The sequence below is a fragment of the Microbacterium sp. STRO-1N genome, from assembly GCF_057748015.1.
This window is the reverse complement of sequence record NZ_CM173234.1, coordinates 1,463,772-1,490,753: the sequence shown is the minus strand read 5'-3', so window position 1 is coordinate 1,490,753 and position 26,982 is coordinate 1,463,772. Positions and strand designations below refer to the sequence as shown.

Here is a 26,982-nt window from a genome sequence, read left to right as displayed (position 1 = left end):
ACTCACCGTGCCGTCAGATGCCCGTTCCCGTGCTGGTGCCGTCGAACTTCCCTCCGCCTCGCTGCATCGCGATCGCCTCGGTGAGCGTCGACTCGTCATCCGCCGCCGGGTTGTGCGCGTTCGCGATCGCCCGGAGCTTCGGCGAACGACGGGTGCGGATCTCGAGGTACTTCGCGATGCCGGACAGGATCAGACACATCACGATGTAGATGCCGCCGATGATGAACGCGGACTGCAGGATCGGTCGCCCCTGCTGAGAGCTCAGCAGCTTCGCGTAGTACAGCAGTTCGGGGTACGTGATGATGAACCCGAGCGCGGTGTCCTTCATGGTCACCACGAGCTGAGCGACGATGACCGGGAGCATCACGCGGACGGCCTGCGGCAGCAGGATGAGGCGCATGACGCCGCTCTTGCGCAGACCGATCGCGTAGCCGGCTTCCTTCTGCCCTCGGGGCAGCGATTCGATGCCGGCGCGCAGCACCTCGGCGAGCACAGATCCGTTGTACGCCATCAGAGCGAGCACGACGGCCCAGTACGGATCCATCTTGATCCCGAGGGACGGCAGGCCGAAGTACAGCAGCATCATCAGGACCAGCACCGGGATGGCACGGAACAGTTCGGTGACGGCCGTCACCGGAATGCGGACCCACGCATGGTCGGACAGGCGGCCGATGGCCAGCACGAATCCGAGCACCAGGCTCAGCACCGCGGCGAGCGCGAAGGCCGCCAGCGTGTTCACCAGATGGATGCCGATCTGCTCCCACACCCGCGTGAAGGTGAAGACATACCACTTGCTGGCCTCGAACTGCCCCGAGACGTAGAGGCGGTAGACGAGAAAGCCGAGCACGGCGAGGACCACGAGCACCGTGACGACGCTGAGGATGCGGTTGCGAGCGATCGCCTTGGGGCCCGGCACATCGTAGAGAACGGAAGTCATCGTGCGATCCTCCATCGCCTCTCGAGGGAGTTCTGCACCCAGCTGAGCAGCAGTACCAGAACGACGAAGATGATGGCGACCCAGAGCAGCACTTCCATCGGGTTGCCTGGGCGGGTGTGCGAATCGTTGATGGCCGCTCGCACCGAGGCGAGCTCCGCGACCGAGAATCCGGCCGCGACGGTCGTGTTCTTCAGCAGGGCGATGAACACGCTCATCATCGGAGGAACCACCGAGCGGAACGCCTGCGGCAGCACGACCAGGGTCATGACCTGACCGAACGGAAGACCGATCGCGCGGGCCGCCTCGGCCTGGCCGACCGGGACCGTGCTGATACCGGCGCGCAGAACCTCGGCGACGTAGGTCGCGGTGTAGATACCGATCGCGAGGATGCCCAGGGTCAAGTTGCTCAATGTCGGCAATCCGAGCTGCGGGTATCCGAAGACGAAGAAGAAGAAGACCAGGGTCAGCGGAGTGTTGCGGACGAGGTTCACGTACACCGTGCCGACGCCACGGGCGATCGGGATGGGCGAGACGCGCATCGCTCCGACGATGACGCCGAGGACGAGCGCGATCAGTCCGCCGGCGAAGAACACGATCAACGTGTTCAGGAGCGCCTGACTCCACAGGTCGAGGTTGCCGAAGATGACGTCCAATCCGCCCTGCCCTTCTCAAGTAGTGAGGAGGGGACGACCCGACCGGCCGTCCCCTCCGTGATCGATCAATCGACGGCGGGCTGCTCGACCTCGATGCCGCTCGAACCGAGGTTCTCGTCGAAGATCGCCTGCCAGATGTCGCCACCGTCGGTGAAGAGCGTGTTGATGTGCTCCTGCAGCGCAGTGTCGCCCTTGGGCAGGCCGACGCCGTAGCGCTCTTCGGTGAACAGGCCTCCGACGACCTTGACGTCATCCGGGTACTGCGCCGCGTAGCCGATCAGGATCGCCTGGTCGGTGGTGACGGCATCCACCTTGCCGGAGATGAGGTCTTCGACGCAGGCGGAGTAGAGGTCGTACTCCTGCGTCTTGATCTCGGGGTAGTTCTCTTTGATGTTCTGGATCGGAGTGGAACCCGTCGCCGAGCACACGGTCATGCCGTTGAAGTCGGAGACGTCCTCGACGTCGGTGATCTCGCTGTCAGCGCCGACCAGGAAGCCCTGCCCCGTGATGAAGTACGGACCCGCGAAGTCGATCTGCTCCTTGCGCTTGTCGGTGATCGAGTACGTGCCGACGTAGTAGTCGATGTCGCCGTTCACGAGCGCCTGCTCGCGGTTCGCCGATGCGATCGGCTGGAACTCGATCTGCTCCTCTTCGAAGCCGAGGGATGCCGCGACCCAGCGCGCGATGTCGATGTCGAACCCGGTGCGCTCCCCGGTGGTGACGTCGAGGTAGCCGAGACCGGGCTGGTCCTCCTTGACGCCGATGATGACCCCGTCGCGTGCCGTCATGGCGTCGAACGTCGGGCTGCCTTCGAGCGTGACGTCCTCGGCGACCTCGAACCAGGTCGTCTCCTCGCCGGCGTCGCCGCCGCCGTCGGTGTCGCCGCCCGGGTCGGACGGGGTGCCGCTGTTGCAGGCGGTCAGCGCGAGCAGCGCGGCTGCCGCGATCCCGATCCCTGCCAGTGTCCGTGTGCGTCGCATGTGCGTCTCCTTCGTGTGCTGTGTGTGCAGGTTGGTCAAGGAAGTCAGTGGGTGAGGAGCTTGGACAGGAAGTCCTTCGCACGATCGCTCTTCGGGTGCGTGAAGAACTCCTCCGGTGTGGCCTCTTCGACGATCTTCCCGTCCGCCATGAAGACGACGCGGTTCGCCGCCTTGCGGGCGAAGCCCATCTCATGCGTGACGACGATCATGGTCATGCCGTCTCGAGCGAGCTCGACCATCACATCGAGGACCTCGTTGATCATCTCGGGGTCGAGCGCGCTGGTCGGCTCGTCGAAGAGCATCACCTTGGGGTTCATGGCCAGCGCGCGGGCGATCGCGACGCGCTGCTGCTGTCCGCCGGAGAGCTGAGCCGGGAGCTTGGAGGCCTGCTGGGCGACACCGACGCGGTCGAGCAGCAGCATCGCCTCCTTCTCGGCATCCGCCTTCTTCAGGCCGCGCACCTTGATCGGTCCGAGTGTGACGTTCTCGAGGATCGTCAGGTGAGCGAAGAGGTTGAACGACTGGAAGACCATGCCCACGTCCGCACGAAGGTGCGCGAGCCCCTTGCCCTCGGCGGGGAGCTCTTTGCCGTCGATCGAGATCTGGCCGCTGGTGATGGTCTCGAGGCGGTTGATCGTTCGGCACAGCGTCGACTTGCCCGAACCCGAAGGTCCGATCACCACGACGACCTCACCCTTGTTCACGGTGAGGTCGATATCCGTCAGCGCCTGGAACTCGCCATAGTGCTTCTGGACGTTATCCACGACGACAAGGGGCGCACCAGTCTCGGTCATGCTCCCCACCCTAGGAGTCGGCGGGCCCCCGGACCAGAGCGGAATCGCCCGAGTTACATAGTTGTAACCCGGGCGGACGCATTCAGCGCGCGGCTGCGGCGCGCTGCGTGAAGGCGCTCTCGTACAGGCACACGCTCGCGGCAGTGGCGAGATTCAACGATTCAGCGCGTCCGAAGATCGGCAGCTTCAGCGCGCGATCGGCCAGCGCGAGCGAGGCATCCTCGAGTCCACGGGCCTCGTTGCCGAAGAGCCACGCGGTCGGGCCGTCCAGGACGCCCTCGGCCCTGGCGGCCAGCAGGTCGTCACCCTTCACGTCGGCCGCCAGCACCGTGATGCCGGCCGCACGAGCGCGAGCGACGACGTCGGCGAGGTCTCCGCCGACCGAAACCGGAAGGTGGAACAGCGATCCGGTCGTCGCCCTGACGACCTTCGGGTTGTAGGGGTCGACCGTGCGGCCGGTGAGCACCACGGCATCCGCGCCGGCGGCATCCGCGGCCCGGATGATCGTGCCGAGGTTGCCGGGATCCCGCACCTCCTCGCAGATGGCGATCAGGCGGGGGGATGCCGCGAAGATCTCCTTCACGGCGGTCGGCGTCTGCTGCACGACGGCGACCAGCCCCTGCGGAGTGACGGTGTCGGCCATCGCGTTCAGCACGTACTCGGTGACGTACTCCACCTCGACGCCGTGCTCGGCCGCCTTGGAGCGGATATCCGGGTGCCGCTCCCATCCCGTCGGCGTCGCGAACAGCTCGACGATCGCCTCGGGGCGGTACGACAGCGCTTCACGCACAGCCTGCGGGCCCTCGAGGAGGAACAGGCCCGTCTCGGTACGGGCACTGCGCTTGGTGAGCTTGGCGACGGCTCGAACACGGGGGGACCGGGGATTCTCCAGCACGGTCTCAGTCTAGGGACACCGGCACCGCTCCCGCGCGCACGGATCGACGCTGTTCACTCGGCGTCCACGCAGATGCGCGAGTTAGTGTACCCAGGTGTCCTCCGCCGCCCAGCGCTCCACGACTCGCCGACGCATCGCCGTCGGTTCGGCAGCGGCACTCACCATCGCGGCAGGGCTCCTCGTGCACAGGTACGGGTCAGGCGATTCGGGAGACATCCTCGGCGATGCGCTGTACGCGACGCTGGTGTACCTGCTGCTCGCGCTGCTCGCCCCTCGCAGTCCCCGCCGCTTCATCGGCGCCCTGGCACTCATCGCCTGTGCCGTGGTCGAGTTCCTGCAGCTCACCGGCATCCCGCGCGAGGTGGCGACGGCGTTCCCGCCGGCCGCACTCGTGCTCGGCGCCGGGTTCGACCAGCGCGACCTGCTCGTGTACGCGGCCGCGGTCGTGATCACGATGACCATCGACGTCGCGATCTCCCGGGCGGCTCGACCGCGGTCGCTGTCGACGTCGCACTGAGACGACGAAACGGGCGCCCTCCCGAAGGAGGACGCCCGTTGCCTGGAGGATGCTTACGCAGCCGTCTTCGGCGCGTTCACGTCCGAAGGCAGAGCCTTCTTGGCCGTCTCGACGAGCGAGGCGAACGTGGCGGGCTCGTTCACCGCGAGCTCGGCAAGCATACGACGGTCGACCTGCACACCCGCGAGGCCGAGGCCCTGGATGAAGCGGTTGTACGTGATGCCGTTCTGGCGGGCCGCAGCGTTGATGCGCTGGATCCACAGACGACGGAAGTCGCCCTTGCGCTTGCGACGATCGCGGTACGCGTAGACGAGGGAGTGAGTGACCTGCTCCTTGGCCTTGCGGTACAGACGCGAACGCTGACCGCGGTAACCGGACGCGCGCTCGAGGATGACGCGACGCTTCTTGTGGGCGTTTACCGCCCTCTTGACTCTTGCCATTTTCCTGTGTTCCTGTTCGTGCGTTCGGGCGCGTCAGCGACCGAGAAGCTTCTTCGCGACCTTGGTGTCAGCCTTCGACAGCACCTGGTCCTGGTTGAGGCGGCGGGTGCGACGGCTCGACTTGTGCTCGAGGTTGTGGCGCATACCGGCCTGCTGCTTCTTCAGCTTTCCGCTTCCGGTGATCTTGAAGCGCTTCTTAGCACCCGAGTGGGTCTTCTGCTTCGGCATCTTCTCTTCCTTCGTATGGCGCCTTCTCAGGCGACGGTGTTCACCCGCGCAATGCGGGAGTCTGTGGGGCGGGCGTTACTCCGCGGCGGCCTCGTCCACGGCATCCGTGGTCTTGGCTTCACGAGCGGCCTGCTTGTTGGCGGCGCGCTGCGCGTCGCGGACGGCGTTCTGCTCGGCCTTCGCCTCGGACTTGTTCTTCAGCGGAGCGACGACCATGACCATGTTGCGACCATCGATCGTGGGGTTCGACTCGACGGTTCCGAACTCCGCGACATCCTCCGCGAACTTGCGGAGCAGGCGCACACCCTGCTCGGGCCGCGACTGCTCGCGTCCACGGAACAGGATCATCGCCTTGACCTTGTCGCCGGCCTTCAGGAAGCCCTCGGCACGCTTGAGCTTCGTCGTGTAGTCGTGAGCCTCGATCTTCAGACGGAAGCGGACTTCCTTGAGGATCGTGTTCGCCTGGTTGCGGCGAGCTTCCTTCGCCTTCTGGGCAGCCTCGTACTTGAACTTGCCGTAGTCCATGATCTTGACCACGGGCGGCTTCGAGTTGGGGGCAACCTCGACGAGGTCGAGGTCGGCTTCCTGCGCGAGGCGCAGCGCCGCCTCGATGCGGACGACGCCGATCTGCTCACCCGCGGGACCGACGAGGCGGACCTCGGGGACGCGGATGCGCTCATTGGTGCGGGGATCGCTGATGCGGAACTCCTTAGACGATGGTTTCAGCCACCAGGATGCCGTCAGCATCCCGGGCGAAATCAGAATCGTCTCCCACCCACCGGCATCCAGACGCCGGCTGGCACCCTGTCTACCGGCCGCTCATGCGAACGGAGCCGGCGGAGTGCAAGACCCGGTAGCCTGGAACGGCAAGCGCGGGTGGGAAGTGAATCCTCTTTCGTACCGGAACAAAACGTTCCGGAGCCCGGCACAGTCTAACAGAAGGCAAGGCGAAGTGACGACTCAGGCATCAGGCGACGACCACCGACACGACGAGTGGGCTCGGCAGGAGGATGCCGCGGCCGCCGCATCCCGCGATATCGCCGACGTCCCGGCGGTCGAGGTGATCACCACCGCCGCCGTGCACCTCATGAGCGCAGCGGCCGTGAAGCTCGGCCTCGCCGACGACCCGGACACCCAGCTCGACCTCGACGAGGCGCGCAAGCTCATCAACGCGCTCGCGGGCCTCATCACCGCAGGTGCGCCCGAGATCAGCGACATGCACGCCCGCTCGCTGCGCGATGGACTGCGGTCGCTGCAGCTCGCGTTCCGCGAGGCATCCGCCATTCCCGACCCGATCGGCAAGGGGCCTGGCGAGAAGTGGACGGGGCCGGTCAACTAACTCGCATGCCGCGTGCTGCCTCCGCGGGCGGTGCCGTCGCTTCGCTCGCAGAGCGGGGACCCTCCCGCTTCGCGGGCCCCTCCCGATGCTCGCTCTCGCGACGGCTTCGCCCGCTCCGGCCGCTCGCTCCCCCGGTTCGTTGATCGGTGGAAAGGGAGGGGGAGGGCGGAGCATCGAGAGACCGAACGCGGCTCGAGAAACCGGGTGTGCAGGTGTTTCTCGAGCGGGAAGTGGTTTCTCGCGGTCAGGCGGAGCGGCGGAGCTTCACGGTCAGCGAGTCCGCGAGGACCGCGATGCGGTCGTCGGCGGCCCAGCGCTGCGCCAGACGGGCGAGCACCGCGTCCAGCACCTGGCGCTCCAGGCCGTCGACGAGTTCGAGGATCACGATCAGCTCCGGGCCACGCAGACGCGCGTCGGGGTCGCCCGCTGCGACGGCGACGTCGATCACGGCCAGCTCGTGCGCGACGCTGTCCTGAAGGGCGGCGAAGACCTCGGGCGAGAGGAAGCTCGGCTCCCAGGCATGCCCCTGCGCCACCGCCCAGACAGCAGGGCGGCGCAGCACGAACTCGGTGTCGCTGGTCGGATCGAGCACGATCAGGTCGGTGTCCTCGGCTGAGGCCGCCAGCGCGGCACGCACGGCCTCGACCGGGATCGGTCGCGCCGACGCATCCCATCGCTGCATCGCCTCGACAGAGGAGAACACGGGTTGGACCCGTCGACCGTCAGGGGCGGCGACCGTCACGATCGACAACTCCTGCGTCTTGTCGACGGCAAGACCCGACGGCGCGATGCCCTCCTCCCCCTTCTCGGCGATCAGGGGGATCAGCACACGCGCCGATCGGAACGCATCGACGATCTCGATCTGGCTGCCCTCACCGGCGCGGAAGCGCAGCAGCGCGTCCAGCAGCGCGGGATCGGCCGAACCGTCGTCCGCCGCGTGAGGGTTCGCCTCGAAGCCGCGCCCCTCCCAGGGGACACCGGCCGAATCGCCCTGGCTCGGGTGATCGCAGGAATCAGTCCCCTGCGACATCCAGTGCCTCTGCCAGCGTGAACGCACCGGCGTAGAGCGCCTTGCCGACGATCGCGCCCTCGACGCCCAGCGGCACCAGCTCGCGCAGAGCCGCGATGTCATCGAGGCTCGAGATGCCGCCGGAGGCGACCACGGGCTTCGGTGTGCGCGAGGTGACCTCGCGCAGCAGCTCGAGGTTCGGGCCGCGCAGGGTCCCGTCCTTCGTCACGTCGGTGACGACGTAACGGCTGCAGCCGGCCTCCTCGAGGCGGTCGAGCACCTCCCAGAGGTCTCCACCCTCCTTGGTCCAGCCACGCGCCGCGAGGGTCGTGCCTCGGACGTCGAGCCCGACGGCCACCGCCTCGCCGTAACGGCTGATCACGTCTGCCGCCCACTCCGGGTTCTCCAGAGCCGCGGTACCGAGGTTGATGCGGGAAGCACCGGTCTCGAGCGCGGCCTCGAGGCTCGCGTCGTCTCGGATGCCACCGGAGAGCTCCACATTCACACCGCGGAACTGCTTGATCACCTTGCGAAGGATGCCGGCGTTCGATCCGCGCCCGAAAGCGGCGTCGAGGTCGACGAGGTGGATCCACTCCGCGCCCTGATCGACCCACTCGCCCGCGGCATCCAAGGGGTCGCCGTAGCTGGTCTCGCTGCCCGCCTCACCCTGGGTGAGACGCACCGCCTTGCCGCCGGCCACGTCGACGGCCGGGAGAAGGATCAGGCTGGGGGTTGACGCGAAGTCGTTCATGTCGTCCTCGGGTGGATGAATGTGCACCGTTCGCGGGCACGAGACACGAGACTAGTCCCGTCGGCGGCACGGTTCAAAACGATGACGCCAGCGTGACGACGTGCGACACGGGCTCAGAGCGTTCCGACCCAGTTGCGCAGCAGCTGGATGCCGGCCTCCCCGGACTTCTCGGGGTGGAACTGGGTTGCCGACAGAGGGCCGTTCTCGACCGCCGCGAGGAACCGCGAACCGTAGGTCGACCAAGTCAGTGAGGGCTCGGGGAACGGCGGCATCACGTCCAGTTCCCAGTGCTGAGCGGCGAACGAGTGCACGAAGTAGAAGCGCTCGTCCTCGATGCCGCGGAACAGCGCACTGCCCTCATCCGGTGTCACGGTGTTCCAGCCCATGTGCGGCAGAACGGGCGCGTCGAGTTCGGTGACCGCCCCAGGCCACTCCCCCAGGCCTTCGGTGTCGATACCGCGTTCGACGCCGTGCTCGAACAGCACCTGCATGCCGACGCAGATGCCGAGCACGGCGCGTCCGCCGGCGAGGCGGCGCTCGATGATCTCGTCACCGCCGTGCGCAGCGAGCGCCTGGCGCACCGCAGAGAAGGCGCCGACACCCGGCACGACGAGACCGTCGGCGTCCAGCGCCTCGGATCGGTCGCCCGTGAGCACGGCATCCGCACCGGCAGCGATGAGCGCCTTGACGGCGGAATGGACGTTGCCGGACTCGTAGTCGAAGACGGCGACCCTGGGGCGGCTCACAGGGCCCCCTTGGTGGACGGGATGCCGGAGACGAGGGGATCCAGCGCCTTCGCCTGACGGAAGGCGCGTGCGAACGCCTTGAACTCGGCCTCTGCGATGTGGTGCGGATCGCGGCCGCCCAGGACGCGCACGTGCACGGTGAGGCCGGCGTTGAAGGTGATCGCCTCGAAGGAGTGCCGCACGAGCGATCCGGTGAAGTGTCCACCGATGAGGTGGTGCTCGAAGCCGGCCGGTTCGCCGGTGTGCACGAGGTACGGACGGCCGCTGATGTCGACGACGGCTTGAGCGAGAGCCTCGTCGAGAGGGACCAGCGCGTCGCCGTAGCGCGAGATGCCGGACTTGTCGCCCAGCGCGTCGCGGATCGCCTGACCGAGCACGATCGAGATGTCCTCTACCGTGTGGTGCGCGTCGATGTTCGTGTCGCCGGAGGCGCGCACCGAGAGGTCTGTCAGCGAATGCTTCGCGAAGGCCGTCAGCATGTGGTCGAAGAACGGCACCGACGTGTCGATGTGGCTGTTGCCTGCGCCGTCCAGGTTCAGCTCGAGTTCGACGGACGACTCGGACGTGCTTCGGGTGCGGCTGGCGATGCGGCTCATGAGGCCGATTCTATCGACGCCAGCGCGTCCAGGAACGCCGTGGTCTCGGCCTCGGTTCCGGCAGTCACGCGCAGGTGCCCGGGGATGCCGACATCGCGCACCAGGATCCCCTTGTTGTACAGCGACTGCCACGTCGCCTTCGGGTCGGCCACGCCCCCGAACAGCACGAAGTTCGACCAGGACTCGTGCGGCGCGTACCCGAGCGCTTCGAGCGTCGCGGTGATCCGATCCCGCTGCTCGACGATCTCGTCGACCATCGCGAGCATCGTGTCGGCGTTGCGCAGTGCCGCGACGGCGGCCGCCTGCGTGAGAGCACTCAGGTGGTACGGCAGCCGCACCAGACGCAGGGCGTCGATGAAGCCGGGATCGGCCGCGAGGTAGCCGACGCGCGCACCGGCGAACGCGAACGCCTTGCTCATGGTCCGGGAGATCGCCAATCGCGGGCGGCCGTCGAGCAGCGTCAACGCGGAAGGGGCGTCGCGCGGCGCGAACTCCTGGTACGCCTCGTCGACCACGACGATGCCGCGGGATGCCTCGTACACCGCCTCGATGACGTCGAGCCCGAGCGGTGTACCCGTAGGGTTGTTCGGCGAGCACAGCAGGATGATGTCCGGATCGGCGGCGAGCACTTGCTCGACCGCTTCGTCCGCGGTCAGCGTGTAATCCGGTTGGCGGGTCCCCGCGATCCACGTGGACCCGGTGCCCTGCGTGATGAGCGGATACATCGAATAGGTGGGCGCGAACCCGAAGGCCGTGCGCCCCGGTCCGCCGAATGCCTGCGCGATGTGCTGGAGGACCTCGTTCGATCCGTTGCCCGCCCAGATCTGGTCTGCGGACAGCTCGTGACCCAGGTACTCGGCGAAGCCTTCGCGCAACGCGGTGAACTCGCGGTCCGGGTAGCGGTTCACGTCGCGCAGTGCGACCGCGATGTCGTCGAGGATGTCGCTGGCCACGGCATCCGGAACCGGGTGGGTGTTCTCGTTGACGTTCAGCGCGACCGGCAGCGGCGCCTGCGGAGCGCCGTACGGGGTGAGGCCGCGCAGGTCTTCACGGAGAGGGAGGTCTTCGAGGGAGGTCACCCGTCCCATGCTACCGAGCCGCTCCGGGGCGGCCGCGCTGATGTGACGAACCGTATCAGTCGGCGTAGATCGTCGGGATCGCGAGCTCTTCGCCGACCATCAGCATGCCGCCCTCGAGCAGGTTCAGATGCTGCAACGACTCGATGACCTCACGAGGGTCGGCGCCGGGAGCGATGTCCTCGGCGATCGACCACAGCGTGTCGCCCGGCATGACCGTGACCGTCTCGAAGGAGGCCGAGACCTCTTCGCCACCGGCGTATGCCGACCCGCCGCTGAGCGCCGCGAAGGCCAGACCGATCGCGAGCGGAAGCGCCGCGAGAGCCAGCAGCACGCGACGACCCCTCGTCGTCAGACGCAGACGCGTAGCGGCTGCAGACGGACGAATGGACGGTGCGGTGACGGTGATGCTGCTCATGATCGCTGCTCCTCGTGCTTCCTCTCCCGATCGGGAGACTTTGGCGTAGCGTTCGCATTCCCCACTCGGCCGGGAGTGGGGGATGCGAAGCTACGTACCGAATCTATCTTCGATTTCGAATCTCTGTCAAGCCCTTTTCGAAACCTGATCCTCGAATCCCCCGACACGCTCGAACAGATCTTCCCCGACCGCAGGATCTCGGATACGGTTTCGCTAACGACACCTCACCACGGGCCTCCGACATCGACGCAGGGGCACCCGATCGGTCAACGAAGGAGCAGCCATGAGCGACGCAACAGCCCCAGGCACCGAGGCACCGCGCACTCGTCGACGCAAGAGCCTCAGCGCCAAGCAGATGGCGATCCTCGAGGTCATCCAGACCTCCATCGCACGCCACGGCTATCCGCCGAGCATGCGCGAGATCGGCGACGCCGTCGGCCTGAAGTCGCTCTCCAGCGTCACCCATCAGCTGGGCCAGCTGGAGCTCAGCGGCTACCTCCGTCGGGACCCCGGCAAGACGCGCGCCATGGAGGTGCTGATCGATCTCCCCGGCAGCGGCACCGAGAACCCCGCTGATACCGCTCCTCCGGTCGGCGACGCCGCTCTCGTCCCGCTCGTCGGTCAGATCGCGGCCGGCATCCCCATCACCGCCGAGCAGCAGGTCGAGGAGATCTTCCCCCTGCCGCGTCAGCTCGTCGGCAAAGGAGAGCTGTTCATGCTCAAGGTCAACGGCGAGTCGATGATCGACGCCGCCATCTGCGATGGCGACTGGGTCGTGGTGCGCACCCAGAACACGGCAGAGAACGGCGAGATCGTCGCCGCGATGCTCGACGACGAGGCCACTGTCAAGACGTTCCGTCGCCGCGACGGTCACACATGGCTGCTCCCCCGCAACTCGGCGTTCGAGCCGATCCCCGGCGACGACGCCACGGTGCTCGGCAAGGTCGTGGCGGTGCTGCGCGCGGTGTGATCCGCACCGACGAGAACGGCCGCTCCCCATCGGGAGCGGCCGTTCTGCTGCGCTGGCGCGATCAGACGGCTGCCGAAACGTCCTCGCGGACGCGACGGGTGGCCTCGACGATGTTGCGCAGCGACTCGGTCGTCTCCGCGTAGCCGCGGGTCTTGAGACCGCAGTCCGGGTTGACCCAGAGCTGACGGTTCGGGATCTCCGCCGCTGCGCGACGCAGGAGGGCCTCGATCTCGTCCGTGGACGGGACACGCGGCGAGTGGATGTCGTAGACGCCAGGGCCGATGCCGTGATCGAATCCGACCGCGGCGATGTCGTCCACGACGTCCATACGGCTGCGCGCCGCCTCGATCGAGGTGACGTCGGCGTCGAGGGCGCGAATGGCATCGATGACCACGCCGAACTCCGAGTAGCAGAGGTGCGTGTGGATCTGCGTGGCCGCGACAGCACCACCCGTGGCCAGACGGAACGAGTCCACCGACCACTTCAGGTATGCCGGCTGATCCGCCTGCTTCAGCGGCAGCAGCTCGCGCAGCGCCGGCTCATCGACCTGGATGATCTCGATGCCGGCGGTCTCGAGATCGGCGATCTCCTCCCGCAGGGCGAGAGCAACCTGGTTGGCGGTCTCCCCCAGCGGCTGGTCGTCGCGGACGAACGACCAGGCGAGGATGGTGACCGGACCGGTCAGCATGCCCTTCATGTGCTTGGCCGTGCGTCCCTGCGCGTACGTCGACCAGTCCACCGTGATCGGCGCCGGGCGCGACACGTCGCCCCACAGGATCGACGGCCGGGTCGCGCGCGAGCCGTAGGACTGCACCCAGCCGTTCTCCGTGACGGCGAAGCCGTCCAGGTTCTCGGCGAAGTACTGCACCATGTCGTTGCGCTCCGGCTCGCCGTGCACGAGGACGTCGAGGCCGAGCTCCTCCTGCAGCGCCACGACGCTGTCGATCTCGGCCCGCAGGAACTCCTGGTACTCCGCCTCGGTGATCTCGCCGCGTGTGAAGCGCGCACGAGCGCGGCGGATGTCGCCGGTCTGCGGGAACGAGCCGATCGTCGTCAGGGGCAGCGCGGGGAGACCGAGCGCCTCTTCCTGGGCGGCCTCGCGCTCGGCGTACGAGACGCGCGAGAAGTCGGCCTCCGCCAGCGCACGTGCGCGCACGGCGCCGTCGCGCACGCCGGGTGCGGTGAGCCGGTCGGCGAGAGCGGCGGATGCCGCGTCCAGCTCGGCCCCGATCGCCTCGCGTCCCTCGGCGAGCCCCCGAGCGAGCGTGACGACCTGCTCGACCTTCTGGTCCGCGAAGGCCAGCCAGGAGATCAGGCGCTCGTCGAGCTTGGACTCGTCCGCGACGTCGTGCGGCACGTGCAGGAGCGACGTCGACGTCGAAGCGGCGATCTGCGCCGCACCGAGACCGCGCAGCGCCTCGAGCTTGTCGAACGCCGCGGCGAGATCGCCGCGCCAGATGTTGTGTCCGTCGATCACACCGCCGACGATCACCTTGTCGGCGAGCCCCTCGGCGGCCGCGGGGACCGTGCCGCGGACCAGGTCGACCGCGATCGCCTCGACGGGCGCTGCCGCGAGGACGGGGAAGACGGCATCCAGTGCCGCGTACGGAGCCGCGACCAGGATTGACGGACGCTCGGAAACGCCGCCGAGGACCGCGAGCGAGCGCTCGGCAGCAGCCGAGAGCTGCTTCGTCGAAGCGGGAAGCGATTCGCTGACCAGAGCGGGCTCGTCGATCTGCACCCACTCGGCGCCGGCGGCGCGCAGACGTGCGAGGAGTTCGACGTAGACGGGAAGCAGGTCCTCGAGGCGGGACAGCGGGTCGAAGCCCTCCGGCGCGTCGTCGGACGCCTTCGCCAGGGCGAGCAGCGTCACGGGGCCGACGATGACCGGTCGCGTGACGAATCCGGCTGCTGCGGCCTCGGAGACCTCGCGGACGAGACGGTCGCTGGACAGCGAGAACGACGTCTCCGGACCGATCTCCGGAACGAGGTAGTGGTAGTTCGAGTCGAACCACTTCGTCATCTCCAGCGGTGCGCGCTCGCCCTCGCCGCGGGCGACCGTGAAGTAGGCCGGCAGGCCGATCGTGCCGTCGGCGGAGCGCAGGTCCTCGAAGCGCGCAGGGATCGCGCCGACCGTGACCGCGGCATCCAGCACCTGGTCGTAGTACGAGAACGACTCCGGAATGGCGGAGTCCGCACGACCCAGCCCCAGCGACGCGAGGCGCTCGCGGGTGGCGGCGCGCAGGCCGGCACTGGTGGTCTCGAGCTCCTGCTCGTCGATCCGCCCTGCCCAGAACGCCTCGATCGCCTTCTTCAGCTCGCGGCGGCGCCCGATGCGCGGGTAGCCGAGGATGGTTCCCTCGGGAAATGCAGTCATGGTGGGTCCTTTCAGGAGGGGTCTAGCGGTGAAGAGCGGGGAGGATGTCTGCCGATTCGAGCACGTTCAGAACGGTCTCGTGCTGGTTGAACGCGTACAGGTGCACGCCGGGTGCTCCGCCGGCGACGACCTCGCGCGCGAGCCGCGCCGCCCAGTCGACGCCGATCTGCCGACGACCTTCGGCAGTCGGTTCGACCTCGAGCGCGACCTGCAGCTCGCCGGGGATCTCCTCACCGGTCAGCTCCAGTACGCGGGAGAGCCGCGTCGGCGAGGTGATCGGCATGATGCCGGGGAGGATCGGGATCGTCACGCCGGCACGGCGCGCACGCTCGACGAAGGCGAGATAGTCGTCCGGGTGGAAGAAGAGCTGCGTGATCGCGAACGTCGCACCGGCTGCCTGCTTGGCCAGCAGCGCCTCGACATCCTGCGTGCGATGCGTCGAACGCGGATGCCCCTTCGGGAACGCGGCGACGGCGATGCTCACCTTGCGTCGGGGCGCCACCTGCGCCGCCCCGGGGATGCCAGGGACCGGCGATTCCTCGTACGGGGCACGCTCGGCCTGCACCCGGTCGATGAGCTGCACGAGCTGGGCCGCGCTCTCGAGGTCGCCGAGGAACGGCTCCGTCTGCCCGATCGGCGGATCGCCGCGGAGAGCGAGGAAGCTGCGGATCCCGGCATCCAGGAACTCGCGGATGAGCTGGGTGGCACCCGCGTAGGTGTTGCCGACGCAGGTCAGGTGGGCCAGTGGCTCGACGTCGGTGTGGGCGCGGATGTAGCGGAGCACCTCGAGCGAGCGTCCGCCGGTCGAGCCGCCGGCGCCGTAGGTCACCGAGAGGAACGCAGGACCCGCTGCCGCCAGCCGGCGCACCGTCTCGTGCAGGGCGTCCTCGCTGGACGGGGTACGCGGCGGGTACAGCTCGAAGGAGAACGGCACGCGCGAGGCACCGGCGGTGGTGGAGTCCTCGGAGGACATGTTTCTCTCCAGCTGACAGAACGGACACGGGGCACCAGCGAAGAGCGCTGCGCTTCGCGGGCGGATGCCGGGCTCGGCTGTCGCTCCACGCTCGACGCTCCACGGCGAATGGGGCGTTTCCACGAAGGTAAGGCACGCCGTGATCCCGGCGCATCTGTGTGACGCCATGTGTCGGGCTCTCGTAGGCTCGGATCATGCCCCAGCCGTTCGGTTCCTGGCCCTCGCCTTTCCACGCCGTCGACATCGCGTCGTCCGCTCCCCGTCTGGACGGCGCGCATTTTGTCGGCGGCGAGATCTGGTGGGGCGAATCGGTACCTGCGGAGGGCGGACGCGTCACGGTGCGCAGCTCGACAGGGGCCGAGGTGCTGCCGGCGCCGTGGAGCGCGCGTTCCCGTGTCCACGAGTACGGCGGTGGCGCCTGGACGGCGGATGCCGACGGCATCCTGTACTTCGTCGAAGCCAGAGGTCAGCAGGTGCACCGGCTCGCGCCCGGCGGTGCGCCGGAGCCGTTGACGGCGCCGGGACCGGCGCACGGCGGGCTGCGGATTCAGAACGGACGGCTGCTCGCCGTCCGCGAGGATCTTTCCGGCGTTCCCCATCAGCGGGCGATCGTGGAGATCCCTGTCGACGGATCGGCCGCCGACGATCCCGCGGCCGTCGTCGTGCATGCGCAGGGACCCGGATTCTTCGCCCATCCTGCGCTCTCCCCCGACGGGACACGGATCGCCTGGGTGCAGTGGGCCGGCGATCGGATGCCGTGGGAGAGCGCGCAGGTGGGCATCGCCCGGATCGGCGGCGGTGAGACCCGCGCACTGCCCACACGAGCCGCACTGCAGCCGGAATGGGCCGACGACGGCGAGCTGCTGTACTCGGACATCCCGGACGACCGCTGGACGCTGCACCGCGTCGGCATCGACGGCATCGAGCCCCTGGGCCGCCCGACGCCGATCGCGCCGGTCGACGCCGACACCGGCTACGGACTCTGGGTCCTCGGCAACCGGTGGTACCAGCCCGTGGCCGACGGACGCATCGTCGCCGTGCGCACGAACGGCCGCGACGAGGTCGTCGTGATCGATCCGGACGGCGGCGCCCGCACGATCGAGGTGCCCTGCGACGGGCACGTCAGCATCGACGAAGTCTCAGGCTCGCGGATGCTCGTGACCGGAACGGGCTCATCGGTCGCGCCTGGTCTGTGGTCCGTCGATCTCGATTCCGGCGCGGTGGACGCCATCGCCGGCGGGACTCGGGTGGACTCCGCCTGGATGCCGCCGGCGCAGCAGATCGTCGTCGACGGAGCGCACGGCCCTGTGCACGCGTTCGCGTACGCCCCGGCGAACCCGCAGACCGCGGCACCCGCCGGCGAACGGCCGCCGTATGTGGTGTTCGTGCACGGCGGGCCGACCGCGCATGTCACCGGCGCCGCCTCCGCGGGGATCGCGTTCTACACGAGCCGCGGGATCGGAGTACTGGATGTCAACTACGGCGGCTCGACCGGATACGGCCGCGCCTACCGGCGGCGTCTGGACGGCAGATGGGGCATCGTCGACGTGGACGACGTGCTGGCCGCGGCCAGAGGGCTCGCCGATGCGGGCCTGGCCGACCCGGCGCGGATCGCGATCCGCGGCAGCTCGGCCGGCGGCTGGACCGTCCTCGGCGCGCTCGTGCGCGGCGGAGTGTTCGGAGCGGGGATCAGCCGGTACGGCGTCACCGACCTGCGCGCTCTCGCCGCCGATACGCACGATTTCGAGAAGGAGTACCTGAACGGACTCGTCGGCCCCTTGCCGGAGTCGGAGGCTGTGTACATCGAGCGGTCACCGCTGACGAACGCGGACCGCATCGACGTCCCGGTGCTCCTGCTGCAGGGCGCGGACGATCCGGTCGTCCCGCCGTCGCAGTCCGAGGCGATCCGCGATGCTCTCGCGAAACGCGGCATCGATCACGAGTATGTCGTCTACGTCGGCGAGGGGCACGGGTTCCGCAGTGCTCCGACGATCGTCGACGCCCTGGAACGCGAACTGCGCTTCCTCGGGCGGGTGTTCGGATTCGAGCCGGTGCCGTAACCGCTATTCGCCCACGCGGTTGCGCAGCCGCATCGCGCGCTCGGCCTCACGGGTGTCCTGGCGTTCGCGCAGCGTCTGGCGCTTGTCGAACTCGCGCTTGCCCTTCGCGAGAGCGATCTCGACCTTGGCCCGACCGTCCGAGAAGTACAACTTGAGCGGGATCAGCGTGTAGCCACCGGCCGAAACGGCGTGCTGGAGCTTGTCGATCTCGTCGCGGTGCAGCAGCAGTTTGCGGATCCGCTTGGAGGCGTGGTTGGTCCAGTGCCCCTGGGAGTACTCCGGAATGTGCACGGAATCGAGGAAGGCTTCGTTCCCCTTGATGAACGCGTAGCCGTCGGAGAGGTTCGCACGCCCCTGGCGCAGCGATTTCACCTCGGTGCCGGTGAGCACGAGTCCCGCCTCGTACGACTTCTCGATGTTGTAGTCGTGACGTGCGCGACGATTGGTCGCGACGACCTTCTCCCCGCGTTCCCTGGGCATGGTGCTCTCCTGATTCCGTGTCGTGCGGGCGCACGACAGCCTGTCAGCCTATCAGGTGCGCAGCCAGCGACGAATCGCGAACCCGGCCGACAGCGCCGCCAGCACCACGCCGATCACGATCAGGATCGGCACCACGAACGCGGCATCCTGCATCGTGACCCAGGTGGTGATCGACGGGACCCGCCCTCGCAGATAGCCGTCGACGCCGAAGTGCATCCCGGCGAGCACCGCGGCGCTCGCGAGCACCGACCCGAGGAACGCGGCGAACACGCCCTCCAGCACGAACGGCGTCTGGATGACCCTGTTCGAGGCGCCCACCAGGCGCATGATGCCGATCTCCTTGCGTCTCGCGTAGGCGGACAGCCGGATCGTCGTGGCGATCAGCAGCACGGCAGCGATCAGCATCAGCGCCGCGATGCCGACGGCGATGTAGGTGGCGACGGTCAGCGCTGAGAAGAGCGGATCCAGATACTTCAGTTGATCGACCACCTCCTCCACGCCCTGCACGCCCGTGAACGACTCAGCGATCACGCGGGACTGCGCCGGATCCTTCAGCGTCACCCAGAAGCTCTGCTGCATCTGGTCCTCGGTGAGGACGCTGGCCTGCTCTTCGCCGACCAGCTCGATCAGATTGGCGTACGCCTCGGCCTTGTCCTCGAAGCGCACACTGCCGATCAACGGCGACAGCGCATCACCGTCGAGCTCACCCGCCACGACATCCAACTGCTCCTGGGTAGCCTCGCCGTCCACACAGGTATCGGTCTCCGAAACCGGAGAGCACATGTACACGGCGACCTGCGCGCGTTCGGACCAGTAGGCCCGCATGGTGGAGATCTGCTCCTGCATCAGGATCGCCGCTCCCACGAACGTCAGCGACACGAAGGTCACCAGCACGACGGAGATGACCATGGATGCGTTGCGCCGCAGGCCGACCAGGGCCTCGGTCAGAATGAGTCCGATCCTCATGTCGTCGGCCCCACTTCATCGTCGTCCTTGTCCACGAGCCCGAGACGATCGGCCACCCCCACCTCGGCGATGTCGACCTCCGGCAGGACGATCGGATGCGTTCGCGGCGGGGCCGGTTCCGATGCCGTGGGGGCCGGTTCGGATGCTGCCGCCGGGTGCGTCGTCGCCGGGACATCCGGTGCGGCGGCCGGCTCGGCGGGCGGCGTGGTCAGGACGGGGCCGGTGGCCGTTCGGCTCTTCGATTCGCGCATGCGCGCCAGCGTCACAGCATCCAGCGGCGGAATCGATGCCGTCTCGCGCTGGACCTCCTGCACGGCCGTGAGCGCGGCGGCCGCCGCTGCTCCGCGCTGCTGCTGTGGGCCCAGCGCCGGAATGGCCGATGTGTCGCCGTAGCCGCCATGAACCTCATCGCGGACCATCTCGCCGTCGCGCAGCTCGATCACGCGGCGCTGCATCTGGTCGACGAATCCCGCCTCGTGGGTCGCCATGAGCACGGTCGTTCCGCCGGCGTTGATTCGGGCGAGAAGTTGCATGATTCCGACCGAGGTGGCCGGGTCGAGGTTTCCGGTCGGCTCGTCCGCCAACAGGATCTGCGGGCGGTTGACGATCGCGCGGGCGATGGCGACGCGCTGCTGCTCACCGCCGGACAACTCGTGCGGCATCCGCTTCTGCTTGCCGTCCAGGCCGACGAGGGCGAGCGCCTCCGGAACGGCCTGCTGGATGAATCCACGGGATGACCCGGTGACCTGCAGCGTGAACGCCACGTTCTGATAGACCGTCTTCGACGGGAGCAGCCGGAAGTCCTGGAAGACGGAGCCGATGTGGCGGCGGAAGTACGGCACCTTGCGGTTCGCGAGCGCGCGGAGGTCGCGGCCCAGCACGGCGACGCGGCCGGTGGAGGGGACCTCTTCCCGCAGGATGAGTCGCAGGCAGGTCGATTTGCCGGAGCCCGAAGCGCCGACGAGGAAGACGAACTCCCCGCGTTGCGCTTCGAAGTCGATGCCCGACAGGGCAGGGCGCTTGGTGCCCCGGTAGCGTTTGGTGACGTTCTCGAACCGAATCATGGCGGTACGAGCCTAAGCGCGCCTGCGTCGCTGCTTGCGAGCGACACCCCACCTGCACGGGCAGAGGTGCCCCCGCAGATGTCCGACGGGGCTGGTTAGATGGAAGGGGACGCCGGAGGGGCGCGTCCTGCGCCCGTGCCGCGCACAGCAACGGCGCGAGAACTCGAGGACATCATGAGCACACCTGCCGGTTGGTACGACGACGGTTCGGGCCGCCAGCGCTGGTGGGACGGCACGAAGTGGACGGAGCACTTCGCGCCAGAGGTCGCCGCAGCAGAGGGCGCACCCGCTGTGCCTGGTGCAAGCGGCGCTGAAGCCGCGCCGTACGCGGCCGCAGCTCCCGGAGGCCCCTCGGGTCCCGGTGTGAAGGCGAAGCCGCACATCCTGGCGTGGATCGCACTCGGCGTCGCGGCGCTCGGGTTCATCCTCGCGTGCATCCCTGCGACCGTGATCATCGGGCTGGTCCTGCTCCCTGTCGCCTTGATCCTCTCGATCGTGGCCCTCTTCATGAAGGGCGCGAAGTGGCCGGCCATCACCGGCCTCATCCTGGCCGTCCTCGGCGGGATCATCGGCACGATCGTGCTCATCGTCACTCTTGTCGCTGTCGGGGTGCAGGCCTACGAGGAGATCTCGGACTCGACCTCGTCCTCGGCGCCGCAGGATGAGACCGACGACGATGCCTCTGCATCCGGCACCCGCCCGACCGTCGACGAGGTCGAGGACGGGATCGAGGCGTACCTCGAATCCACCGGCGCCGAGGGCACCTTCACCGAGGCTCAGGTCACCTGTTTCGCGGAGGCGTTCGTGGCTTCCGACACCGATGACGCGACGCTCCGCGCCATCGTGGAGGCCGACGGCGACTTCACGAACGTGGAGGCCGCCCAGGCTTTCGCCACCCTGCTCGGGGAGAACACCACGACGTGCGCGCTCGTTCAGTGATGCGCTGACGGATGCGAAAGCGGCCCCGGTGATCCACCGGGGCCGCTTTCGTATGAGACGGATCAGTCGTCGTCGCGACGCTTGCGCCAGCGGATGCCTGCCGAGATGAACCCGTCCAGGTCGCCGTCGAAGACGGCAGCGGGGTTGCCGGACTCGTGTCCGGTGCGCAGGTCCTTGACGAGCTGCTGACCGTAGAGGAAGTACGAGCGCATCTGGTCGCCCCAGCTCGCGGTGATGTTGCCCGCGAGCTCCTTCTTCTTCGCCGCTTCCTGTTCCTTCTGCAGCAGCAGCAAGCGGGTCTGCAGGACGCGCATGGCGGCGGCGCGGTTCTGGATCTGCGACTTCTCGTTCTGCATCGACACGACGATGCCGGTGGGCAGGTGGGTGATGCGCACCGCCGAGTCGGTCGTGTTGACGGACTGGCCACCGGGACCGGATGAGCGGAACACGTCGACGCGGATGTCGTTCTCGGGGATGTCGACTTCTGTGGCCTCTTCCATCAGCGGAATGACCTCGACCGCTGCGAACGACGTCTGGCGCTTGTCGGCGGAACCGAACGGGCTGATGCGGGCGAGACGGTGCGTGCCTGCCTCGACCGAGACGGTGCCGAAGGCATAGGGCGCGTCGATCTCGAACGTCGCGGACTTGATGCCGGCACCCTCGGCGTAGGACGTGTCCATGACCTTCACCGGGTACTTGTGCCGCTCGGCCCAGCGCAGGTACATGCGCATCAGCATCTCGGCGAAGTCGGTGGCGTCGTCGCCGCCGGCGCCGGAACGGATCGTGATGATCGCGCTGCGCTCGTCGTATTCGCCGTCCAGCAGCGTCTGCACCTCGAGCTGGTTGATGAGCTCGGTGAGCGCCGTCAGTTCGCTGCGTGCTTCGAGCGCGGATTCCTCGTCGCCCATCTCGTTGGCCAGGTCGATGAGGACCTCGAGATCGTCGAGCCGCTGCGCGATGCCGGTGATGCGCGCGAGCTCGGACTGACGGTGGCTGAGCGCACTGGTCACCTTCTGCGCGCGCTCGGTGTCGTCCCAGAGATCGGGTGCACCGGCCTCTTCGCTGAGTCGCGCGATCTCATCGCGGAGACGGGAGACATCGACGACCTCGCTGATGTCGCCGAAGGTTTGCCTGAGCGCCTGGATTTCGGCGGAAAGATCGAGTTCGAGCATGACACCCCAGCCTATCCTGCTTCGCGCGGCTGCGAGAGGCCGCGCCGCCGCGGGTAAAGTGGCGCGTGATGAGCAGCGCGTCAGCGGTCCTGAGGAGTTTCGGGCCGATGGTGTACCTGCCGACGATCCTGTTCTCGCTCGGCGAGGGCGCCGTACTCCCGCTGATCCCCGTGATCGCCGCGAACATGGGTGCCGATGTCGCATCGGCCGCGCTGGTCGCATCGGCGCTCGTGGTCGGTCAGCTGTGCGGGAATCTTCCGGCGGGCTGGGCCGTCGCGCGCATCGGCGAACGGTTCACGATGGTCATCGCCGGGGTCATCTCGATGCTGGCCGTCGTGGGGATGATCTTCGCACCCGCGATCGGCGTCTTCGCCGCCGCGGTGTTCCTTCTCGGGTTCTGCGCTGCGGCTTTCGGGCTGGCCAGGCACGCCTTCATGACGACGCGTGTGCCGATCGCGTTCCGCGCCCGTGCGCTCTCGCTGCTGGGCGGCAGCTTCCGTCTCGGGATCTTCATCGGGCCGTTCGTCACGGCGGCGCTCCTGCAGGTGTTCGGTGACGAGACGGCGGCGATCTGGTTCTTCCTCGCGTGCCTCGCCGTCATGGTGGTGCTGGTGCTCTTCGGCCCGGACCCGGAGCGGACCACTCCCCCGGTCACCTCGAACGGGACGTTGATCGAGGACACCGGAGAAGCCGTGTCCGGATCGATCCCGACGATCGAGCGCCCGGGGATCTTCCGCACGATGTGGCATCACCGTGGCGTGCTCGGCCGGCTCGGGCTCGCCGCGGCATCCCTGTCGGCCGTCCGCTCGGCTCGCCAGGTCGTCCTGCCGCTGTGGGGCGTGTCGCTGGGTCTGGATGCCCAGACGATCGCCCTCGTCGTCGGAGTCTCTGGCGCGATCGACTTCGCGCTGTTCTACGCCAGCGGCCAGGTCATGGATCGGTTCGGCAGGCTCTGGGCAGCCCTGCCTGCGATGGTGCTGATGGGCAGCGGGTTCGTCGTGCTCTCGTTCACGCACGACGGGGATGCCGCGGTGCTCTGGTTCGGGATGTGCGCGGCGATCCTGGGCGTCGGCAACGGCCTGTCCAGCGGAATCCTGCTCACCCTGGGTGCTGACGTCTCCCCGAAGACGGAACCGGCTGCGTTCTTGGGATCGTGGAGGACGCTGACGGATGCCGGCGGTGCCGTCGCCCCGCTCATCGTGTCCGGCGTGACGGCGATCGCTTCGCTGTCCGTCGCGACCGGACTGATGGGCGTGGTCGGACTCATCGGGGCCCTCGGTTTCCTGCGCTGGATCCCCCGGTTCAGCCCCCGCCAGCGCGACTGACACTCACCGCAGCGCGGTACGGCTCGTCGCCGACGCCTCCAGTGCCACGCCATCCGGCACGAAAGGCGAGAACAGCGGCGGATGCCACGTCGACGCAACAGTGACCCGCGCCGTCACCCCGTCAGGAGCCTCGGCCGACACCAGCGCCGCGTCCCCCGGAACCGCGGCGACGACCGCTGCGGCCTGCTCGTGCACACCGGCGTCGCTGAGCACTGCCCGTGCGGTCTCGCCCTCCACGACGAGTGCGAACCCGTCTGATCCGGCGAGCGCCGCGGCATCCGCCAGGGAATCGAGTCGCTTCTGAGCGATGTACAGGTCGGTCGCGCACACGCACGCGAAGATCACGGCGATGGCCAGCACGGCATATCCGAGCATGAGCGGCAGGATGCTGCCGTCTTCGTCCGCGATCCGCTTCCGCAGCGCCGTCATCCGGATCCCCAGACCCGGGAGATCTTCTGGGCCGCCGCGGCTTCGACCGGAATCGCGGCGACGGTGTCGAGCCCGAGGACGGGCGGCACGAACGGAAGCGAAACCCTGGTCGACACCGTCACGACGACCGTCGCACCCGGCGCGGGGCACGACGCGGATGCCGGCGTGCAGACGACGGAAACCTGCACGGCTGCCGGATCCATCCCGTACTCGTCGATCACGTCGGCGAGTATCGCATCGCCGCGGGTGGCGGCCGCATCGGCATCCGAGGCCTGGCCCATGGCGCGCGCCGTATGCCGGGCGGCCGCCTCGGCGCCGAGGGTCTGCTCCTGCACGGCACCGAGCGTGAGGACCAGGTAGACGAGCGGGACGAGCAGTATCACCCCGACGACGATGAACTCGAGTGCCGCGGAGCCGTCGTCATTCCGCGCCCAGCGATTCCATCGGTGCATCCGCTTCCACCTCCAGCCCGAAAGGGATCCCGATGAGTCCGAGAACCGGCAGCGCCGTGCGCACGCGGACGACGACGACCTCGTGGCCGGACTCGGCGCGCGCGCTGACGGTGATGTCCTCGGCGTAGTCGCCGCCGATCGCGGTCGTGATCACGTCGGCGGTACGGGCGGCGCCGTCTTCGAGCGCTGTGTCGGCGAGCGCTGCGTAGTGCGCGCCTTCGACCGCGGCGTCGTGCACGACGTTGCGGACGTACATCGCCAGCCCGAGCTGCAGCACCGCGAGCGTGAGCACCGTGAGGATCGAGCCGACGAGCACGAACTCGACAGGGCTCGACCCGTCCTCGTCACGCACGATCCGGCGGAGCACGGCTCAGATCCCTGAGACGCGCGCGATCGCCTGCTCGAACAGCGACGTCAGTGCGGGCCCGGCCACAGCCCAGATGAGAACGACAAGGCCTGCCGTCATCAAAGTCACGAGCACCCACCCCGGCACGTCCCCCGTCTCGTCCTCGATGAGGGCGCGAGCCTGTCCCGCGAGTCGGGTGCGCCACTGTCGCAGTCGATTCATGTCTGTTCCTTTCGTAGGGGTCTGCGAGATGTCATAGGAGTCGAAGGTGTCAGCCGAGACCGAGCCGGAGGATGAAGAGTCCCGGAAAGACAGCAAAAAGAACAGAAAGAGGCAGAATCAAGAACACGAGCGGGCACAGTATGGGGTAGTAACCTTTCTACATGGCGACCTACGGCGTGATCTACACCCGCATCTCAGATGACCGCGAGGGCGAAGCGCTCGGAGTAGAGCGCCAACTCGAGGACTGCAAGAAGCTGGCTGCGGAAGCAGGTATCGATATCGTCTCCGTCTTCAGCGACAACGACATCGGAGCGTCCACACGCACCCGTAAGCCACGGGTGGACTATCCCGTGATGCTTGAGCGCGCACGGGCAGGCGAGTTCTCCACGATCATCGCCTACAGCAACAGCCGCATCACGCGACGACCGCTGGAGCTAGAAGATCTGATCGTGCTCTACGAGCAGCACGGAGTCGTGATCCGCACGGTAGTCAGCGGGGATGACGACCTCTCTAAGGCTGACGGTCGCATGGTGGCACGCATCAAGGCGGCTGTCGACGCTGCGGAGGCCGAACGCACGGCTGAACGTGTGGCGCGGGCCAACGACCAGAAGGCATCGCTAGGACGTCCCACCGCGCGCCCTGGCTACGGCTACCGGCGCGAGGCTGGGCGTGATGTCGTGGCGGAGGCTGAGGCTGCCGTGATCCGTGAGACTGCGCGCCGCATATTGGACGGCAGCTCGCTACGCTCCATCGCGACAGACCTGAACGAGCGCGGCATCCCGTCGCCCCGCACAGGCGAACAGGCCCGCAAGGCCGAGCGTGAGGATGTGCCTGCACCTGCGCCTATCCCTTGGCAGGGCATCACACTACGACAGATGATCCGACGTCCGTCGTTGGCCGGGCTGCGCACGCACCGGGGCAAGGTCGTCGGCACGTTCAACCCCGAACTGCACCCGCCTATCCTGGACGAAGACACGCACGCCCGCATTGAAGCGGTGCTGACCGACCCGAACCGCGCACAGGGCACAGGCGGGCGCACGCCGGTTCATCTGCTGTCGGGGGTGGCAACGTGTGGCCGATGCGACGGCACTGTGGACGCTGACGGCGAGCTGGTGCCCTGTGGCGGCAGGATGGTTCGCGCGCCCGGTCGCATGACATCCACCAAATCGGGTGGAGCCAAGCGTCAGCCACCTGCATACGTCTGCGTGGAGTGCCACCGCGTGCGCCGCAAGCAATCCGATGTGGACGAATTCGTGACCGAAGTCATCCTGCGCCGCCTTGAGCAGCCGGATGCCGCCCAGTTATTCAGCCGGGGTGACGCCGGTGCCGCACAACAGGCGCGGGACGCTATGGCGGCGATCGACGCCCGCCTTGCCACGGCTGCCGATCAGTTTGCAGAGGGCGTGCTCACTGGCGACCAGCTGCGGCGCATCACCGAGCGTCTGCGTGCCGACCGCGCCGCCCATGAGCGCACCGTGGCCGAGTCGATGCCCGCGCGCGTGCCGGTGGACATCGTGGGGCCGCTGGCGCGTCAGACATGGGCGGGGCTGCACATCGACAGCCAGCGCGCCATCATCCAGGAGCTGGCCCAGGTCATCATTGAGCCACAAGGCAGCGGCAGGTCGTTCGACCCCGATCTGATCCGCATCGTGTGGCGTAGCTGAAAGCCTCCGCACCCACAGGCTGAAAGGGCCGACTACGCCTTACGCCTGGGGCTGCCGGGTGTAGCCCCGGCTGGCGGCTGCAACACGCCGGGGGCAAGGCAATTTTGCGGACTCCATTATCTCTCCTGGACAGGGCTTTTCGCTCGCTGGGCGCAAACATTCCG

The 26,982-nt window shown here is 68.0% G+C and carries 31 protein-coding genes; 7 read left to right on the top strand and 24 right to left on the bottom strand.

All coding sequences use genetic code 11. From position 1 onward, the window contains the following. Window positions 1-13: 13 nt before the first annotated feature. From AC3ANJ_RS06940 to AC3ANJ_RS06920, 5 genes are all read right to left on the bottom strand, one after another. A complete protein-coding gene (locus tag AC3ANJ_RS06940) occupies window positions 14-937 on the bottom strand; it encodes an amino acid ABC transporter permease (protein ID WP_488318839.1) in 924 nt (307 codons plus the stop codon). Then, entirely contained in the window at window positions 934-1,590 is a 657-nt protein-coding gene (locus AC3ANJ_RS06935) for an amino acid ABC transporter permease (RefSeq protein WP_488318838.1), read from the bottom strand. Before AC3ANJ_RS06935 ends, AC3ANJ_RS06940 begins: the two co-directional genes overlap by 4 nt. A gap of 65 nt (window positions 1,591-1,655) precedes the next feature. Further along, the gene (locus AC3ANJ_RS06930; RefSeq protein ID WP_488318837.1) at window positions 1,656-2,570 is read right to left on the bottom strand and encodes a glutamate ABC transporter substrate-binding protein; all 915 of its coding nucleotides are present in this window, start codon (window positions 2,568-2,570) and stop codon (window positions 1,656-1,658) included. A 44-nt stretch (window positions 2,571-2,614) separates the two neighbouring features. Next, complete coding sequence (locus AC3ANJ_RS06925) at window positions 2,615-3,364, bottom strand: amino acid ABC transporter ATP-binding protein (protein ID WP_488318836.1); 750 nt, start codon at window positions 3,362-3,364, stop codon at window positions 2,615-2,617. An 82-nt stretch (window positions 3,365-3,446) separates the two neighbouring features. Next, a complete protein-coding gene (locus tag AC3ANJ_RS06920) occupies window positions 3,447-4,259 on the bottom strand; it encodes a TrmH family RNA methyltransferase (protein WP_488318835.1) in 813 nt (270 codons plus the stop codon). A gap of 94 nt (window positions 4,260-4,353) precedes the next feature. Between AC3ANJ_RS06920 and AC3ANJ_RS06915 the strand changes: the two genes are divergently transcribed. After that, window positions 4,354-4,776 (top strand): ribosomal maturation YjgA family protein, encoded by a 423-nt coding sequence (locus tag AC3ANJ_RS06915; RefSeq protein WP_488318834.1) that lies wholly within the window; start codon window positions 4,354-4,356, stop codon window positions 4,774-4,776. 53 nt (window positions 4,777-4,829) lie between these two features. On the opposite strand, the gene rplT is transcribed toward AC3ANJ_RS06915, so the two are convergent. The 3 genes from rplT to infC all read right to left on the bottom strand — a co-directional run bounded on the left by rplT (window position 4,830) and on the right by infC (window position 6,191). After that, window positions 4,830-5,216 (bottom strand): 50S ribosomal protein L20, encoded by a 387-nt coding sequence (gene rplT, locus AC3ANJ_RS06910; protein ID WP_376179528.1) that lies wholly within the window; start codon window positions 5,214-5,216, stop codon window positions 4,830-4,832. 33 nt (window positions 5,217-5,249) lie between these two features. Continuing rightward, window positions 5,250-5,444, bottom strand: a complete 195-nt coding sequence (gene rpmI / locus AC3ANJ_RS06905; RefSeq protein WP_017828564.1) for a 50S ribosomal protein L35 — start codon at window positions 5,442-5,444, stop codon at window positions 5,250-5,252. A gap of 75 nt (window positions 5,445-5,519) precedes the next feature. Continuing rightward, entirely contained in the window at window positions 5,520-6,191 is a 672-nt protein-coding gene (infC, locus tag AC3ANJ_RS06900) for a translation initiation factor IF-3 (protein ID WP_406245765.1), read from the bottom strand. A 205-nt stretch (window positions 6,192-6,396) separates the two neighbouring features. Between infC and AC3ANJ_RS06895 the strand changes: the two genes are divergently transcribed. Continuing rightward, window positions 6,397-6,783 (top strand): DUF1844 domain-containing protein, encoded by a 387-nt coding sequence (locus AC3ANJ_RS06895; RefSeq protein ID WP_406245766.1) that lies wholly within the window; start codon window positions 6,397-6,399, stop codon window positions 6,781-6,783. 244 nt (window positions 6,784-7,027) lie between these two features. Here AC3ANJ_RS06895 and AC3ANJ_RS06890 read toward each other — a convergent pair whose 3' ends face one another. The 6 genes from AC3ANJ_RS06890 to AC3ANJ_RS06865 all read right to left on the bottom strand — a co-directional run bounded on the left by AC3ANJ_RS06890 (window position 7,028) and on the right by AC3ANJ_RS06865 (window position 11,379). Continuing rightward, window positions 7,028-7,813 (bottom strand): SseB family protein, encoded by a 786-nt coding sequence (locus AC3ANJ_RS06890; RefSeq protein WP_488318833.1) that lies wholly within the window; start codon window positions 7,811-7,813, stop codon window positions 7,028-7,030. Further along, window positions 7,797-8,543, bottom strand: a complete 747-nt coding sequence (priA, locus tag AC3ANJ_RS06885; protein WP_406245768.1) for a bifunctional 1-(5-phosphoribosyl)-5-((5-phosphoribosylamino)methylideneamino)imidazole-4-carboxamide isomerase/phosphoribosylanthranilate isomerase PriA — start codon at window positions 8,541-8,543, stop codon at window positions 7,797-7,799. The genes AC3ANJ_RS06890 and priA overlap by 17 nt, the downstream gene beginning before the upstream one ends. Window positions 8,544-8,656: 113 nt before the next feature. Further along, the gene (hisH, locus tag AC3ANJ_RS06880; RefSeq protein ID WP_488318832.1) at window positions 8,657-9,289 is read right to left on the bottom strand and encodes an imidazole glycerol phosphate synthase subunit HisH; all 633 of its coding nucleotides are present in this window, start codon (window positions 9,287-9,289) and stop codon (window positions 8,657-8,659) included. Beyond that, window positions 9,286-9,885 carry an imidazoleglycerol-phosphate dehydratase HisB gene (hisB, locus tag AC3ANJ_RS06875; RefSeq protein WP_406245770.1) on the bottom strand — a complete coding sequence of 200 codons (600 nt, stop codon included), beginning with the start codon at window positions 9,883-9,885 and terminating at the stop codon, window positions 9,286-9,288. Before hisB ends, hisH begins: the two co-directional genes overlap by 4 nt. Further along, window positions 9,882-10,973, bottom strand: a complete 1,092-nt coding sequence (locus AC3ANJ_RS06870) for a histidinol-phosphate transaminase (RefSeq protein ID WP_488318831.1) — start codon at window positions 10,971-10,973, stop codon at window positions 9,882-9,884. The genes hisB and AC3ANJ_RS06870 overlap by 4 nt, the downstream gene beginning before the upstream one ends. Before the next feature lie 46 nt (window positions 10,974-11,019). Beyond that, window positions 11,020-11,379: a LysM peptidoglycan-binding domain-containing protein gene (locus tag AC3ANJ_RS06865; RefSeq protein WP_488318830.1), complete on the bottom strand. Its 360-nt coding sequence runs from the start codon at window positions 11,377-11,379 to the stop codon at window positions 11,020-11,022. 283 nt (window positions 11,380-11,662) lie between these two features. On the opposite strand from AC3ANJ_RS06865, the gene lexA reads away from it, so the two are divergent. Further along, a complete protein-coding gene (gene lexA, locus AC3ANJ_RS06860) occupies window positions 11,663-12,349 on the top strand; it encodes a transcriptional repressor LexA (RefSeq protein WP_406245773.1) in 687 nt (228 codons plus the stop codon). 61 nt (window positions 12,350-12,410) lie between these two features. Here lexA and metE read toward each other — a convergent pair whose 3' ends face one another. Both metE and AC3ANJ_RS06850 read right to left on the bottom strand, forming a co-directional pair. Continuing rightward, the gene (gene metE / locus AC3ANJ_RS06855) at window positions 12,411-14,726 is read right to left on the bottom strand and encodes a 5-methyltetrahydropteroyltriglutamate--homocysteine S-methyltransferase (protein WP_488318829.1); all 2,316 of its coding nucleotides are present in this window, start codon (window positions 14,724-14,726) and stop codon (window positions 12,411-12,413) included. Window positions 14,727-14,748: 22 nt separating this feature from the next. Continuing rightward, window positions 14,749-15,699 (bottom strand): methylenetetrahydrofolate reductase, encoded by a 951-nt coding sequence (locus tag AC3ANJ_RS06850; RefSeq protein WP_488318828.1) that lies wholly within the window; start codon window positions 15,697-15,699, stop codon window positions 14,749-14,751. Between the two features lie 194 nt (window positions 15,700-15,893). On the opposite strand from AC3ANJ_RS06850, the gene AC3ANJ_RS06845 reads away from it, so the two are divergent. After that, a complete protein-coding gene (locus AC3ANJ_RS06845; RefSeq protein WP_488318827.1) occupies window positions 15,894-17,759 on the top strand; it encodes a dipeptidyl-peptidase 5 in 1,866 nt (621 codons plus the stop codon). A gap of 3 nt (window positions 17,760-17,762) precedes the next feature. Here the strand turns inward: AC3ANJ_RS06845 and smpB are convergent, their stop codons facing one another. Genes smpB through ftsE form a run of 3 tightly spaced genes read right to left on the bottom strand, consistent with a single transcriptional unit; the run spans window position 17,763 to window position 20,269 of the window. Further along, window positions 17,763-18,239 (bottom strand): SsrA-binding protein SmpB, encoded by a 477-nt coding sequence (smpB, locus tag AC3ANJ_RS06840; RefSeq protein WP_406245777.1) that lies wholly within the window; start codon window positions 18,237-18,239, stop codon window positions 17,763-17,765. 51 nt (window positions 18,240-18,290) lie between these two features. Next, window positions 18,291-19,205: a permease-like cell division protein FtsX gene (gene ftsX / locus AC3ANJ_RS06835; protein ID WP_406245778.1), complete on the bottom strand. Its 915-nt coding sequence runs from the start codon at window positions 19,203-19,205 to the stop codon at window positions 18,291-18,293. Next, window positions 19,202-20,269 carry a cell division ATP-binding protein FtsE gene (ftsE, locus tag AC3ANJ_RS06830; RefSeq protein ID WP_488318826.1) on the bottom strand — a complete coding sequence of 356 codons (1,068 nt, stop codon included), beginning with the start codon at window positions 20,267-20,269 and terminating at the stop codon, window positions 19,202-19,204. Before ftsE ends, ftsX begins: the two co-directional genes overlap by 4 nt. A 174-nt stretch (window positions 20,270-20,443) precedes the next feature. Here ftsE and AC3ANJ_RS06825 point away from each other — a divergent pair, with 174 nt between their 5' ends. After that, a complete protein-coding gene (locus tag AC3ANJ_RS06825; protein ID WP_488318825.1) occupies window positions 20,444-21,208 on the top strand; it encodes a DUF2510 domain-containing protein in 765 nt (254 codons plus the stop codon). Between the two features lie 62 nt (window positions 21,209-21,270). On the opposite strand, the gene prfB is transcribed toward AC3ANJ_RS06825, so the two are convergent. Then, on the bottom strand, window positions 21,271-22,380 hold the full coding sequence (gene prfB, locus AC3ANJ_RS06820) for a peptide chain release factor 2 (RefSeq protein WP_406245781.1): 1,110 nt from the start codon (window positions 22,378-22,380) through the stop codon (window positions 21,271-21,273). A 68-nt stretch (window positions 22,381-22,448) separates the two neighbouring features. Here prfB and AC3ANJ_RS06815 point away from each other — a divergent pair, with 68 nt between their 5' ends. Then, on the top strand, window positions 22,449-23,705 hold the full coding sequence (locus AC3ANJ_RS06815) for an MFS transporter (RefSeq protein ID WP_488318824.1): 1,257 nt from the start codon (window positions 22,449-22,451) through the stop codon (window positions 23,703-23,705). Window positions 23,706-23,708: 3 nt separating this feature from the next. On the opposite strand, the gene AC3ANJ_RS06810 is transcribed toward AC3ANJ_RS06815, so the two are convergent. From AC3ANJ_RS06810 to AC3ANJ_RS06795, 4 genes are read right to left on the bottom strand one after another with little or no spacing between them, the layout of a single operon-like run. Beyond that, entirely contained in the window at window positions 23,709-24,134 is a 426-nt protein-coding gene (locus tag AC3ANJ_RS06810) for a hypothetical protein (protein ID WP_488318823.1), read from the bottom strand. Next, complete coding sequence (locus tag AC3ANJ_RS06805; RefSeq protein WP_488318822.1) at window positions 24,131-24,586, bottom strand: TadE family protein; 456 nt, start codon at window positions 24,584-24,586, stop codon at window positions 24,131-24,133. The genes AC3ANJ_RS06810 and AC3ANJ_RS06805 overlap by 4 nt, the downstream gene beginning before the upstream one ends. Continuing rightward, window positions 24,555-24,953 (bottom strand): TadE/TadG family type IV pilus assembly protein, encoded by a 399-nt coding sequence (locus AC3ANJ_RS06800; RefSeq protein ID WP_406245785.1) that lies wholly within the window; start codon window positions 24,951-24,953, stop codon window positions 24,555-24,557. The genes AC3ANJ_RS06805 and AC3ANJ_RS06800 overlap by 32 nt, the downstream gene beginning before the upstream one ends. Before the next feature lie 3 nt (window positions 24,954-24,956). After that, window positions 24,957-25,154, bottom strand: coding sequence for a hypothetical protein (locus AC3ANJ_RS06795; protein ID WP_488318821.1), 198 nt, complete (start codon window positions 25,152-25,154; stop codon window positions 24,957-24,959). A gap of 161 nt (window positions 25,155-25,315) precedes the next feature. On the opposite strand from AC3ANJ_RS06795, the gene AC3ANJ_RS06790 reads away from it, so the two are divergent. Next, window positions 25,316-26,818 (top strand): recombinase family protein, encoded by a 1,503-nt coding sequence (locus tag AC3ANJ_RS06790; protein WP_488318820.1) that lies wholly within the window; start codon window positions 25,316-25,318, stop codon window positions 26,816-26,818. Window positions 26,819-26,982: the final 164 nt, after the last annotated feature.